Raw genomic sequence first — 13,233 nt, forward strand, 5'->3', positions numbered from 1 at the left:
GCAGAATTGCCCGACATAGCTATCTATCAGGTTGACATTCGGGCCACCATAAGAACCTCTAATGCAGAGAGCCACAAACAACAGGCCCTGATATTTAACGCCCTGGACGTAATATGACTGACAATAACAAGCTGCCACTTATCCTTGAACCAGACGTTCTGGAATCCATACTCACTGCTGAAGACCATGCGTCAGTAAAAGAGCGCCTGATTATTATTGATCTTGGTAATCCCCGGCTGTATCAACAGGCTCATGTTCCCGGGGCCATCCATGTGCCACCCCATCAGCTGGTTGCAGGAACGCAACCGGCCCGTGGCAAACTGCCAGCGCTCAGTCAACTGGAATCGTTGTTCAGTGAGCTGGGCTTTACCGGCGAAGAGCACTTTATTGTTTACGATGATGAAGGCGGTGGCTGGGCGGGGCGCTTTATCTGGACGCTGGATGTTATTGGTCACCGGAAATATTCGTATCTCAATGGTGGAATCCATGCCTGGTTGAAAGAAGGCCATCCAAGAGAGTCCGGGGCCAACGTGAGAGCTTCCACCGACGTTTCCCTGACGATTGATGACCGTGTTATTGCCAGCTGCGACTTCATCCTTGAAACACTGGCGAGCCCGGAGTTCACTATCTGGGATGCACGCTCTCCAGAAGAATACCGCGGAGAAAAGGTCATGGCACAAAAAGCTGGCCATATTCCCGGAGCCATTAATTTTGAGTGGACCCGAGCCATGGACCCGGAAAAGAACTATCGAATTAAAGAAGGGCTGGAGGCGGAGCTTGATGCCCTTGGTATTAAAAGAGATCAACAAATCATCACCCACTGTCAGGCCCATCACCGTTCAGGGTTTACCTATCTTGTGGCTAAAGCGCTTGGCTTTAAATCGGTCAGAGCCTATGACGGCTCATGGTCTGAATGGGGGAACCTGCCTCATACACCAGTTGCTTAAGTAGTTAATAAGCAAACACAGCAATCACCGAAGGTGCAGGCAGTCATGCCATGAATTACAATGGCTGCCACTTTCCTGTTTTTCGAGAACCATTGTCTTGATTCATTTGAACAACCTTCAGAGCCTGGCATGATCCCTTACAAATAGACGACAGGCTCTTATCAGATACCTATTTTAACCACAGGATATTCCATCACCGTGAAAGAAAAACTGTTTGCAGCTATCCAGTATGTACTGCCTCATCACCTGATCTCCAGGGCTGTGTACTATTTTGTGGAATGCCAGATTCCATGGTTCAAAAATGGCCTGATTCGCTGGGCTATCGATCACTACCACGTCAATATGAGTGAAGCGAAGCGGGAAGGCGCTGAAGAGTACCGCCACTTCAACGACTTTTTTACCCGGTCATTAAAGGATGGAGCCCGTCCTTTACCCGAAGACCCGGAGATGATTGTCAGCCCGGCCGATGGTGTCATCAGTCAGATAGGCGACATCAAGAACGGCAGAATATTTCAGGCCAAAGGCCATGATTACAGTCTGGTCGAATTGCTGGGTGGTGATCTGCAGCTTGGGCAGGAATTTATGGGTGGAAAGTTTGCCACCATTTACCTCTCCCCGAAAGACTACCACCGTGTCCATATACCTGCGGCCGGGTCCCTGCATAAGATGGTCCATGTGCCCGGACGCCTTTTCTCTGTAAACCAGGGGACCGTTGAGAACATCCCCAATCTCTTTGCCCGGAACGAACGGGTTGTCAGTATTTTTGATACAGAATACGGTCCCATGGCAGTCATCATGGTTGGGGCAATCAATGTTGCCAGTATTGAGACCGTATGGGCCGGTCTGGTGACGCCACAAAGGGGACAGGTTGCTACCACCACCTATGGTGAGGCGAGCCAGTCGGTTGAATTAAGCCGTGGTGATGAACTGGGCCGCTTCAAACTGGGTTCCACTGCGATATTGCTCTTTGGCAAAAACCAGATTGATTGGCTGGAAAACTGGCAACCAGGCCTGTCGATCAAGATGGGGGAGGCATTGGCCCGGGTCGATGCTCCTGACATCAAATAGTGCCTTCTCTATAGTGGAGATTTTTATCACATAGAGCCTGGTATTCAGAACCTCCGGGAGCGTAACGAATCCGTGTCAGAAACTCAGTTGCTGAAAGACGTTTGTTCTGCATCCCTCTGCATTCGACCGAATCATCCTCTTGGGAAGGTGCCGTCGTTTCTGGGTTGATCAAATCGCTAAGGAAGGCAACTTTTTCGCTGTCAGGCATAGGGCTATGCAGGGTATGCCAAATAATGCCGAGAGTTCCGGTTAAGCACTCGGCCACTTTATCGGCTAAATACTTTTCATCATCCGTCATAACCATAATATTACTTACTTCAGTAGCTTGAATTTCCTCTATCCGAATGTATCTTGGGTCGATTAACGGTTCAGGATAATCAAAACTCCTACCTGCCTCGGCAGGCAGCCATTGTTGAAGATATTCATTGAAATATTCAAACACGTCGACCCCGTGCTTAAATACATTGGTACGGCGAAAATCATTCTCGGCATATTTCATAAGATGAACAATTACCTTGTGATTAGCGATGTAATAAAAACGGTTAAAACCCAGGTTATCTATTTGATTGAGCATAGATTTACCAGTGGTGAGATGGAGAGCGTTTTTCACGTCGTCAATAGAGAGGCCATCGTCATACATACGTTGTTTTGCTGACTCAGTTAAACGGACCGCTTTACAGCATTGGTCGACATAAAATACCGGTAAGGTTTTACATGCCTTTAACTCTTCATAGGACTTGAGCCGGATTTGATCGGCCAACTCCTTTGGTGATAACAATAAAGAGTGAAGGCTGGCCATTTTCCGGGCTGGGATTTTCGACGGTTGTCCTGACTCAACGGGAGATGACATTGTGGATTGAACAGAAGCTGTCGTGTGTTTAACGAGTAACTGATCAATTTTGCCAGGCAAAAAGTCAGTTTCTGCCATTTTTTTAGTGATTTTAATGAGCGGTAGAGGATCGCATGTGGAATCTGTCGGCCTTTTTTGAGTAGTTACTTCAACGTCTCTCCCTGAGAAGCATGAAGGGCTTGAGATATTTTCTGAACCTTTTACCTCCGCAGAATTATTATCTGAAGCAGGGGCCTGATGACTCTCTGTCAGAGAGGATGTGCTTGCTCGAATATCCACAACATTTCCACCCAATACGTTGTTTGACTGTTAGTAAGTTCTGGACCAAAAAGCGCAACCAATTGTAAATATGTGAAATTTATCCTGACAAAAAATTAAAACACCTCTGCTTTTTGACAGCCAGAAAATATCAGGAAATGCTAAGAGCAGATGGCTTCAAATGCATCAAATATCATAGTGTAGTATGGAGCTCCATTACTTTCCAAATGAAATCTGGTAATTGAAATAATTTTAAAATCCTGAATTCAGGTATGGATAGAGGCGGTGCTGGTATAAGTTGGAAACACACGATATCCGGTAATGATTATAAACAACCGGACGATCATGTCGGTGCTTCAGGGAGTGGGCGATACAGGCATGGCACAGTCAGGCAGGCGAACGAAATCTGGGGTCAGGTCTTTCTTTTGAAAAACCAATGTCGTTTATCATAACTACTGATGTACAAACAAAGACCCGCCCCCACACTTCTTACTTTAATGCACAAAAGAAAGACCTGACACCAATTCTGTTTTGTGGAATGCCAGATTCCATGGTTCAAAAATGGCCTGATTCGCTGGGCTATCGATCACTACCACGTCAATATGAGTGAAGCGAAACGGGAAGGCGCTGAAGAGTACCGCCACTTTAACGATTTCTTTACCCGGTCATTAAAGGAGGGAGCCCGTCCTTTACCCGAAGACCCGGAGATGATTGTCAGCCCGGCCGATGGTGTCATCAGTCAGATAGGGGATATCAAGAACGGCAGAATATTTCAGGCCAAAGGCCATGACTACAGTCTGGTCGAACTGCTCGGTGGTGATCTGGAGCTTGGGCAGGAATTTATGGGGGGAAAGTTTGCCACCATTTACCTCTCCCCGAAAGACTACCATGGTGAGGGGAGCCAGTCGGTTGAATTAAGCCGTGGTGATGAACTGGGCCGCTTCAAACTGGGGTCCACTGCGATTGTGCTCTTTGGCAAAGACCAGATTGAGTGGCTGGAAAACTGGCAACCCGGCCTGTCGATCAAGATGGGGGAGGCATTGGCCCGGGTCGATGCTCCTGACATCAAATAGTGCCTTCCTTATAGTGGGGATTTTTATCACATAGAGCCTGGTATTCAGAACCTCCGGGAGCGTAACGAATCCGTGTCAGGAACTCAGTTGCTGAAAGACGTTTGTTCTGCATCCCTCTGCATTCGACCGAATCATCCTCTTGGGAAGGTGCCGTCGTTTCTGGGTTGATCAAATCGCTAAGGAAGGCAACTTTTTCGCTGTCAGGCATAGGGCTATGCAGGGTATGCCAAATAATGCCGAGAGTTCCGGTTAAGCACTCGGCCACTTTATCGGCTAAATACTTTTCATCATCCGTTATAAGCACATATCCACCTGCTCCAAGACTTAGAATTTCCTCCATCTGAATGTATCTTGGGTCGATTAACGGTTCAGGAAAATCAAAACTCCTTACTGCCTCGGCAGGTAACCATTGTTGTTTAGGTTCATTGAAATATTCAAACACGTCGATCCCTGGCTTAAATACAGTGCGTTTAAAAATATTATCCTCGGTATATTTCATAAGATGAACGATTACCTTGTGATTAGCGATGTAATAAAGATGGTCAAAACTCTGGTCAGGTGTTTGATTGAGCGCAGATTTACCAGTGGTGAGATGGAGAGCGTTTTTCACGTCGTCAATAGAGAGGCCATCGTCATACATACGTTGTTTTGCTGACTCAGTTAAACGGACCGCTCTATGGGGGTAGGCAACATAAAATACCGGTAAGGTTTTACATGCCTTTAACTCTTCATAGGTCTTGAGCCGGATTTGATCGGTCAACTCATTTGGTGATAACAATAAAGAGTGAGGGCTGGCCATTTTACGGGCAGGGATTTGTGACGGTTGTCCTGACACAACGGAAGATGACAATGGGGATTGAAAAGAAACTGTCGTATGTTGTTTAACGTGTAACGGCTCAATTTTTCCTGACAAAACGTCAGTTTCTGCCATTGTTGTAGAGATTTTAACGAGAGGTAGAGGATTGCATGTGGAATCTTTCGGCCTTTTTTGAGTAGTTACTTCAACGTCTCTCCCTGAGAAGAATGAAGGGCTTGAGATATTTTCTAAACCTTTAACCTCCGCAGAATTATTATCTGAACCAGGGGCCTGATGACTCTCTGTCAGAGAGGATGTGCTTGCTCGAATATTCACAACAATTCCACCAAATGAGTTATTTGATTATCAGTCAGTTCTGGACCAATCAGTTCCGGACCAAAAAGTACAACTAAATGAAAATAATAGTGACTTATCCTGGTAAATAATTGAAGCACTTCTACTTTTTTACAACCATTAAACATCAGGGAATGCTAAATACAGATGGCTTCAAATACACAAATAAAGACAGTGTAGTATGGAGATTCATTACTTTCCTCATGAAATCTGGTAATTGGAATGATTTTCAAATTCTAATTTATTACCAGCGTTCACCTTTAAAACAGCTCCATTCATTGCCTTTTCGGACTTAACTAATTATCATCCGCCTCAAACCTGCCGACAAGGCATCAACCAATTAATCTGCTTTTTCAAATTCCGATAAGTAGAAAATATTATCATTCGAGATTGTATGTATTGTTATGTCTCTACCTGTTAAGGCAAACTTTCAACTGGTTAATACCGCAACGGATGGCAATGCTCTGTCATCAGTAGAAGATGCTAACGGGATTAACTCCAGAAAATATACGGAATATTTATGCCATGGTGAATCTGAAGCCGCCACCCTGGTTTCATCATTTTATCGTAACCTTGGCTTGACTATACGTGTTGTTGATGTAAATAAAATATTGGCTGAAAGAACAAGAATTAATACCAGGGCAATAAAATTCAGGCCATTCAGCTGCCTGTTCCCTGGCAGTAAACGTGTGCTTGTAAAGCCGGTTTTTGATTTGAATGAATGGAAAGATATCCCGATCAAAGGGGTGGTAACCGTTCATAAACCGATTGCTGACGGCATTATGAAGTGGGCATATAAACGGGACGGCTCGACTGACAAAAAAGGCGAAACGATTGAGGCAGGCTTAAAAAAATTACCGACTTTGCCACATTGAAAGATAAAACAATGGAATGCCGGGATGAATCATTATTCGTGGCTTGCTCCTCAGGCCATGTCAGTCTTGATGGTTATTTACTGCATCAGCCATTATTGCAAAAGGTTGAGAATGCTAACGACTACCCGGAGATCATCTGCCCATATAACTTTGACCAGACCCATTGCGGATACCTGCTGGATTTCAGAAGGGAGCAGTGTTTTATTAATATTGCCAAGTTTATGGAGAAAATTTTACTCCTTGAGTTCGATGATGATGCTGGTCAAATGCCAAAGCCCATTGTTATTTTTCTGTACGACAGCTTTCGGGGGGGATTGCTGCCACCGGTGGAACTTAATGGTACTCTGCTCAAAAAAATAGCAGACAACGCCCGAGTATTTACTCGCTACACCCGATCCCTTGACGAAGAACGCAAACTCTGTAATTTGCTGGCTCACGCAGGCTATAAGCGCTTCTTGCAGCTATTGATGAACAATATCCCCGAAAGTGTGACTGCTGTAGCAAATACACCTCAACCCATAAATATGGAAAGTATCAAGCAGGCCATTGTTAATCTGGAAGCCGACAAAGCCGTTACCATGCTGTCAGAAATAGATGATGAATTGATTGACAGCATCGGCTTACCGACAACACTCATGGATCAATTGACTTATAATCCCGTTTTTACCTATCAAGATCATACGTTACGAGACGTTATGGCAAATCGTTTCTAATTCCACCAAGTGGATTGTTACTGATCCTGATAAAATCCTGGAGCGATTTCGCAAGTTGGTGAATAATCTGGCAAGAGTCCTGGAGCAGCGGCACCCTGTCGGCCGGGTTCAACGACAGTGCCGGCAAATCTTCAGTGATGAACTTTACACATCATTTTATCTGGATAAAAAAGCCAGCGGCCTGGCCCTGAAGCAGGTACTGGAAAAGGGCCTGTCTACCCAGCGTTACAATGATAAGGAGTTATGGAGCTATGTACGCTGTATATCATCTACCATTAGTCGATCACATGAAGGAGCTATCTTTTATCAGGATGAACTGTACTTAATAGACAGGTGCAGGGCTATCAACCGCTCACCGGACAAGGATTTCAGCCGCGACTGGCTGGAGGCGTTGCTGGCCACACCGCCGATCTTTGATCAACGGGAGTCTCAACGCATGGGGCGCTATCGGGCGCTTACCCGGGAGGCTGGCCAGCACTACTATCAGAGTCCCCATCCAAGTCAGGCAAAAGCCATCATCGCTACGGGGTTAAATCCCTGTCATCGTCATTTCCATGGTCTGGACCATGCCCTGCGTACGCAACTGGCCACTGAATTTCTGCTGGAGATACTCACCGACTTTCACCTGCCCTTCAAAAAATTACTGAAGCAGCATCAGCTGCTGCAAGAGTTACTGCCGATTGCCGAGTTGTACCACGACGCTGTCGCTGAAGTTGCAGCCAAAGAAAATGAAGAGCTGCGTGCCGCCGAACTGTTTCTGCGCGATATGAGTGAGTTGCAGCAGTACCCCGTGCCGCTGATTACCCTGGTGGCCGATGCGCTGCGCAATAAAAACAGTAATAAAATGCACCCGGTGCAGGAACCCTTCACCGCCGATGACCAGTGCCCGGAAGATGAGCTACTACTGCGTCAGGTGCTCCGTTTCGGAGATACTGTGGATATTATGCGGGTCTTTCCGCCCAGGCCCGACTTTCCCGCAATTAACCGGACACCGGGTTCAGCAAAATTGACTGCTGCAGCCCTCAATGACGGCTATTTTCACCCGGAAGCCATTGAGCTGCTGGGCGTGGTCAATCATCCAGAGTTCACGCAGCTGATCCAGGCAGCACTGTTGACGTTCCGGAATCTGGCCAGCATCACCGGGGGCTGGCATCATCACACCCATGACAACCCGTTCTCACGTAAATACGGCCTGTCGGTTGATAACGATAAACGACGGTTACGGATTGAACGGGCACCCGAGCCTTATATGTGCCTGCGCGAAAGTCTGGATGACCTGGTGCGGCTCGTTATCGCGCAAAAAGCCGGGGTCCAGCCCTGCTTTGCGGAGCATTCCAGGCACAAGGATAGTACCAGAGCACCTGATTGCTGGGACCCGGGTATCGGCTTCGCCGGTGCCTACCGAAAGCTGCACAATGAGCAGGAGCTGCGGCAAGTTCGGTTACCCACCATGACCCTGAAGGAAAAGGTTATTGTCGTTGCCGAGGAACTGCCCAGCCTGGAAACAAAATGGCTATCGTCAGCTACCGGCAGGGCTTTTAAGGCAGAGATCAGGCGACTGCAACAGAAGGGCATCCTGCCTGCCATTGGCACGCCGCGACAATCTGAGCTGGAGCAGATACTCAAACAACCGGACTGTGTCGGCGCTAAGATACTGAATGAGCGTGAGCTTGCGGTGGTGGCTGATGACCATGAAGGGCGAGTCTTTTACCGAATGGTGCCAAAACGACGCAAAAGGCAACGCGCCGAGCCTGATAATGACGCCGGTCGCCAAAATACCGGCCCTGCCCCTAAACGACGGGGGAGTAGTTTCATACAAACGTCCGCTGTAATTATGCCTTGATATATTTCATTAGTTGTCAAAAATGCCACAGAAGTTACACGAGCGTGTACGTCTGTGGCATTTCCCCGGGTTCATCCTTTCACATGTTGTTATGGTAAATTGCGGCCCTGCCTTAGAATTTTGCACTGAATTGCAACGCACCGCCGTAGGTATTATCCTCGCCCACCATAACTGCCACATTCAGACCAAACAAATCCCATGGCGACAAGCCGACACCGGCTGTCAGTACATTCCCTGAATTATCTTCAAGGTCAGTCCGATAACCAGCCGAGAGGCGTGCATGCTCCCAGAAGTCCAGGGTAATGCCCAGACTTGCATAGCGATTCTCCTGAACAGCGCCGTAGCCACCGGTCGAGGTGAGCTGCAGGTCACCCATTATGGACGCGATACCGTAATCCACACCCACACCAGCCGTTAACTCAGGCTTTACCTTATATTCAGAGGTTGAGTCTTTTGACTTATAGGTTTTGCCAATCAGGTTTTTCGCCGTAAGACCAAAAGACAGTATATTATTCAGTTGATAGGCGGCTCCAAGGTCGATATTGAAGTTACTGTGACTGGACTCTGTATCCAGCAGAGCATTATCATCGAATGCCGCAACTGCCTCACTGTAGTCGATCAATGTTATTTGCTGGTATTTGAGCACTCCACCAACATTCAACTTGCCAGGCAATTCGGTGCTTACTTCATTGGCGACAGCGATACCAACGTCAACAGTCATTACGGCGCTGGCTTCAACCTGAGTTTCCAGATCATCGACCGTTACAGCACTGCTATTACCGTCGGTTATGGCATCTTGTATATCATCCCTGTCGTCAGTGCTAATCTCACCAACGCCTGCCGACATTTTCAGTACACTGGTCACATACAGGCTTGCTGGCATAACACTGTTTGGAATAGCAATAAATCCATTCCCTCCAGCTTCGACGCTCAGGTATTTATTGGCCAGGTTATCTAAAGAGTCCAGAGCCAGTTGCGCCTTTGCCTGATAATTACCGGTCAGGTCATCAAGTGCATTCACGGCATCAGATGCTTTGTCGGCTGTGTCGACCAGATCATCTTTATCCTGTAAAAGCACGCCAAAACCAAGATTCACACCAAGATCATCATCCTGATCAAAGGACGCCAAATGCGCAGGGTTTAGAATATGGTGTGTGTAATCCCCGACAGCCACTCCAGCTCCACCTTGAGCTATTGTCCTGGCATCAAATGCCTGAGCAGCTCCGGAGAGAAAGACGGCTGTGGTCGCAACGGCTATTTTGTGAAGTTTCATGAAATGCTCCCTGCTTTGTTAGTTTTATTGTTGTCCGTTATTACCAGACTATCACGCCACAAAGAGTATTGGCAGGTTATTGATGGTTGAATAAAAGCAATGGACTCGGCATTGGTCTTTTATAAAAACGACTCAGCATTAGTACTCAACCAGTAAAAATGATTTTTATATTTCTTTAGTGATCTGGCTTCTGGTAATAGATTCAAAATGTAAATTATTTATTTTTGTATCGCCAATAATAAGATTTTGCAGAATGGTTAGCTCATGCGGTAAATAAGGCGCTGTCAGCCGCAGTGATTGACTGTTCAGCGTATTTTGAGCAATATGTGAACCCATCAGCGGCCAGTACCACTCGATTATTTTTCGTTGCTTGTCTGACAGTACAACTCGCCAAAAAGTTCATAGCAATAACGCTCAGCAGACACTGAAACGCAATGTCTTTATGTTCATGATGTTTGGAAATAGAGAAGTTAACCTGAATCCTGCTGGATAGTATAAAAGGTATATATTGTGAAAGCGTTGAAACTCGGCATTGTGATGGATCCTATTGCCTCCATCAATTACAAAAAAGACAGCTCCCTTGCCATGCTGCTGGCGGCCAGTCAGAAAGGCTGGCAGCTGTTTTACATGGAACAGGCCGACCTTTATCAGAAAGAAGGTGTTGCCATGGGCAGCGTTAAGCCGTTAACCGTCAATGCTGATCCTGAAAACTGGTTTGCCCTGGATGAGCGCTGTGAGATGCCGCTGGATGCGCTGGATGTCATCCTGATGCGCAAGGACCCGCCCTTTGATATGGAATTCATTTACAGCACTTATCTGCTGGAGCAGGCTCAGGCGGCAGGTACTCTGATTGTGAATAACCCCCGCAGTATCCGTGACTGCAACGAAAAAATGTTTGCCACACTGTTTCCACAGTGCACGCCCCCGGTGATGGTTTCCCGCAGTCCAAGGCTGCTGAAAGAGTTTGCGGCAGAACATGGTGATGTGGTGCTGAAGCCACTGGATGGCATGGGCGGCAGTTCTATTTTCCGGACCCGGCCAGATGATCCGAACTTAAGCGTGATCCTGGAAACCCTGACGGAAATGGGCCAGCATCAGGCCATGATTCAAAAGTTTATCCCGGATATTAAATCCGGTGACAAGCGCATCCTGATGATCGATGGGGAACCCGTCCCGTACTGCCTGGCGCGCATTCCTGCTAACGGAGAACTCCGGGGCAACCTGGCCGCAGGCGGTACCGGTGAAGGACGCCCCCTGAGTGAGCGGGATCTGTGGATTGCCCGTCAGGTAGGGCCCGAGCTGCGCAAGAAAGGCCTGATCTTTGTCGGGCTGGATGTTATTGGCGACTACCTCACAGAAATCAATGTTACCTCACCAACCTGTATCCGTGAGCTGGACAACCAGTTTAAACTCAATATCGCCGGTCAGTTGATGGATAAGATCGAGGAAAAACTCAAGGCCAGGCCCTGACCAGACGATTATTCTATAGACTGTTTTTTTCCAGCAGAATCTTGCCTATAGTCTTAAGTCCGACAGGCTCCCGGGAGCCCTTTGATAGAAGGGCTCAATTGTAGTAATCAGGACGGCTCTGCCATCGGGCTTTACCAGGGAAAGCAGTAATCAGAAAGCTATGACTCAGCCAGCGACCATTTCATCAGCAGCAGTATCGACGGCAGACCGTTTGGGTTTTACCCTTTTTATGGCGGGGGCTCTGCACGTTCTGATCGTGCTGGGGATAACGTTTAGCTTTAATGACAAGCCTGCCCCACCGCCAACCCTGGAAGTGACTCTGGCCAGCTATCAAAGCAAAGAGAAACCCAAAGAAGCCGACTACCTGGCCCAGATCAATCAACAGGGCAGCGGTACTCTGGATGAAAAAGCATTGCCCTCCAGTGACCAGCAGGCACAGTTTCAGGAAGACACCATCAAGGAAGTCAAGCCACAGTCACAAACCGCGGCTCAACCAGAGCAAGCCGTGACAGAACAGACCCGTATTACCACCAGGGCAAAGAGCCAGCAGCAAGTTTCGGCAACCGATGACCGTGAAAAGCAAGAGCCTATTGCCGTTGAAAAAGACAAGCCACGCAAGCACATTGACCTGAAAAATGAAATTGCCAGCCTTGAAGCCCAGTTCCATCAGCAGCGCCAGGAGTTTGCCAAACGCCCTCGTATCAAAAGGCTGACAGCGGCCTCAACCCTGCAGGAAGCCGGGGCATTTTACAAAGAGTCCTGGCGGCGGAAGGTTGAGAAAGTGGGCAACATCAACTACCCGGAAAAGGCACGTAAGCAGAAGCTCTATGGCGAGCTGCGCTTGATGGTTGCCATCAACCGGGATGGCACATTGTCCAATGTTGAGATACTGGATTCATCGGGTTATCGGGTTCTGGACGATGCTGCGGTGCGCATTGTCAGAATGGCTTCGCCCTTTGCCCCATTTGACGACACGCTTAAGAGCTATGATATCGTCGAGATCATACGTACCTGGCGCTTTGAGCCGGGGGATCGACTGTTCAGTCAGTAAAGGCCTGTTGTATTGCGGGAATATAGGTATCAAGACTTGCCATAAATGCCCTTTACCCTGATACTGCCGCTATGAGCAGTGTCCCTTTCCAGAATTTCAAAAGTCACTTTCTTCTTGCCATGCCCGGCATGGCCGACCCTTCTTTTGCTGAAACGCTGACCATTATCTGTGAGCACAGCCCGGAAGGTGCCCTGGGCATTGTGGTGAACCGACCAAGCACTCTGCCGATGAGCGAGATATTCCGACAGATTGGCATTGATCACCATGAGCAGTCAGGCGTGAGTCAGCATGCGGTATACTCTGGAGGCCCGGTATCCCAGGAGAGGGGTTTTGTGCTGAATTCAGGGGAATCCAGCTGGGATGCCAGCTTGCAGATATGCCCCGGGCTGCAACTGGCGACATCAACCGATGTACTGGTGGCCATGGCAAAAGGCAAAGGTCCGAGGCAGGCACTGGTGGCTCTTGGGTATGCAGGCTGGGGCGCGGGTCAGCTGGAAAAGGAAATTTCCGAGAATGTCTGGCTGACCTGTGAGGCCCATCCATCCATTGTTTTCGATACTCCTTACCACCTGAGACTGAGTGCCGCTGCCAGTACACTGGGTGTCAATATCAACCTGATTTCTGATCAGGTTGGCCATGCATAAGTTTCTTTTGAAAAAGCA

At 47.9% G+C, this 13,233-nt stretch carries 13 protein-coding genes; 10 read left to right on the forward strand and 3 right to left on the reverse strand.

The window, feature by feature from the left end; genetic code table 11:
• The first annotated feature begins 113 nt into the window (after positions 1 to 113).
• Together ACO6UY_RS05040 and asd are read left to right on the forward strand one after the other, a co-directional pair.
• On the forward strand, positions 114 to 947 hold the full coding sequence (locus ACO6UY_RS05040) for a sulfurtransferase (RefSeq protein WP_422449789.1): 834 nt from the start codon (positions 114 to 116) through the stop codon (positions 945 to 947).
• A gap of 198 nt (positions 948 to 1,145) precedes the next feature.
• Positions 1,146 to 2,015 carry an archaetidylserine decarboxylase gene (gene asd, locus ACO6UY_RS05045; protein ID WP_422489257.1) on the forward strand — a complete coding sequence of 290 codons (870 nt, stop codon included), beginning with the start codon at positions 1,146 to 1,148 and terminating at the stop codon, positions 2,013 to 2,015.
• Here the strand turns inward: asd and ACO6UY_RS05050 are convergent.
• The gene (locus ACO6UY_RS05050; protein ID WP_422449791.1) at positions 2,008 to 3,144 is read right to left on the reverse strand and encodes a hypothetical protein; all 1,137 of its coding nucleotides are present in this window, start codon (positions 3,142 to 3,144) and stop codon (positions 2,008 to 2,010) included. The two genes, asd and ACO6UY_RS05050, sit on opposite strands and share 8 nt — an antisense overlap.
• Before the next feature lie 251 nt (positions 3,145 to 3,395).
• Between ACO6UY_RS05050 and ACO6UY_RS05055 the strand changes: the two genes are divergently transcribed.
• Positions 3,396 to 3,575, forward strand: coding sequence for a hypothetical protein (locus tag ACO6UY_RS05055; RefSeq protein WP_422449792.1), 180 nt, complete (start codon positions 3,396 to 3,398; stop codon positions 3,573 to 3,575).
• Between the two features lie 81 nt (positions 3,576 to 3,656).
• Positions 3,657 to 4,196, forward strand: coding sequence for a phosphatidylserine decarboxylase (locus ACO6UY_RS05060; protein ID WP_422489259.1), 540 nt, complete (start codon positions 3,657 to 3,659; stop codon positions 4,194 to 4,196).
• Here ACO6UY_RS05060 and ACO6UY_RS05065 read toward each other — a convergent pair.
• Positions 4,189 to 5,328, reverse strand: a complete 1,140-nt coding sequence (locus ACO6UY_RS05065) for a hypothetical protein (protein ID WP_422489261.1) — start codon at positions 5,326 to 5,328, stop codon at positions 4,189 to 4,191. The genes ACO6UY_RS05060 and ACO6UY_RS05065 overlap by 8 nt on opposite strands.
• A 422-nt stretch (positions 5,329 to 5,750) precedes the next feature.
• Here ACO6UY_RS05065 and ACO6UY_RS05070 point away from each other — a divergent pair, with 422 nt between their 5' ends.
• Genes ACO6UY_RS05070 through ACO6UY_RS05080 form a run of 3 tightly spaced genes read left to right on the forward strand, consistent with a single transcriptional unit; the run spans position 5,751 to position 8,777 of the window.
• Entirely contained in the window at positions 5,751 to 6,221 is a 471-nt protein-coding gene (locus ACO6UY_RS05070; protein ID WP_422489263.1) for a hypothetical protein, read from the forward strand.
• Positions 6,218 to 6,934 carry a hypothetical protein gene (locus tag ACO6UY_RS05075; RefSeq protein WP_422489265.1) on the forward strand — a complete coding sequence of 239 codons (717 nt, stop codon included), beginning with the start codon at positions 6,218 to 6,220 and terminating at the stop codon, positions 6,932 to 6,934. The genes ACO6UY_RS05070 and ACO6UY_RS05075 overlap by 4 nt, the downstream gene beginning before the upstream one ends.
• Positions 6,935 to 6,992: 58 nt before the next feature.
• Positions 6,993 to 8,777 (forward strand): hypothetical protein, encoded by a 1,785-nt coding sequence (locus ACO6UY_RS05080; protein WP_422489267.1) that lies wholly within the window; start codon positions 6,993 to 6,995, stop codon positions 8,775 to 8,777.
• Between the two features lie 112 nt (positions 8,778 to 8,889).
• On the opposite strand, the gene traF is transcribed toward ACO6UY_RS05080, so the two are convergent.
• Positions 8,890 to 10,050 (reverse strand): conjugal transfer protein TraF, encoded by a 1,161-nt coding sequence (gene traF, locus ACO6UY_RS05085; RefSeq protein ID WP_422449796.1) that lies wholly within the window; start codon positions 10,048 to 10,050, stop codon positions 8,890 to 8,892.
• 537 nt (positions 10,051 to 10,587) lie between these two features.
• Here traF and gshB point away from each other — a divergent pair.
• The 3 genes from gshB to ACO6UY_RS05100 all read left to right on the forward strand — a co-directional run bounded on the left by gshB (position 10,588) and on the right by ACO6UY_RS05100 (position 13,215).
• Positions 10,588 to 11,520 carry a glutathione synthase gene (gshB, locus tag ACO6UY_RS05090; protein ID WP_422450541.1) on the forward strand — a complete coding sequence of 311 codons (933 nt, stop codon included), beginning with the start codon at positions 10,588 to 10,590 and terminating at the stop codon, positions 11,518 to 11,520.
• Positions 11,521 to 11,680: 160 nt separating this feature from the next.
• On the forward strand, positions 11,681 to 12,571 hold the full coding sequence (locus tag ACO6UY_RS05095; RefSeq protein WP_422449797.1) for an energy transducer TonB: 891 nt from the start codon (positions 11,681 to 11,683) through the stop codon (positions 12,569 to 12,571).
• 71 nt (positions 12,572 to 12,642) lie between these two features.
• Positions 12,643 to 13,215, forward strand: a complete 573-nt coding sequence (locus ACO6UY_RS05100; protein WP_422449798.1) for a YqgE/AlgH family protein — start codon at positions 12,643 to 12,645, stop codon at positions 13,213 to 13,215.
• Positions 13,216 to 13,233 lie beyond the last annotated feature (18 nt).

The sequence above is a fragment of the Endozoicomonas sp. ALE010 genome, assembly GCF_049310165.1.
Classification (GTDB): domain Bacteria; phylum Pseudomonadota; class Gammaproteobacteria; order Pseudomonadales; family Endozoicomonadaceae; genus Endozoicomonas.

Bases quoted from the DNA above. Each gene is read 5' to 3' on its own strand.
- ACO6UY_RS05040 (WP_422449789.1), top strand. From the start codon at position 114: ATGACTGACAATAACAAGCTGCCACTTATCCTTGAACCAGACGTTCTG.
- ACO6UY_RS05055 (WP_422449792.1), top strand. From the start codon at position 3,396: ATGGATAGAGGCGGTGCTGGTATAAGTTGGAAACACACGATATCCGGT.
- ACO6UY_RS05070 (WP_422489263.1), top strand. From the start codon at position 5,751: ATGTCTCTACCTGTTAAGGCAAACTTTCAACTGGTTAATACCGCAACG.
- traF (WP_422449796.1), bottom strand. From the start codon at position 10,050: ATGAAACTTCACAAAATAGCCGTTGCGACCACAGCCGTCTTTCTCTCC.
- gshB (WP_422450541.1), top strand. From the start codon at position 10,588: ATGGATCCTATTGCCTCCATCAATTACAAAAAAGACAGCTCCCTTGCC.
- ACO6UY_RS05095 (WP_422449797.1), top strand. From the start codon at position 11,681: ATGACTCAGCCAGCGACCATTTCATCAGCAGCAGTATCGACGGCAGAC.
- ACO6UY_RS05100 (WP_422449798.1), top strand. From the start codon at position 12,643: ATGAGCAGTGTCCCTTTCCAGAATTTCAAAAGTCACTTTCTTCTTGCC.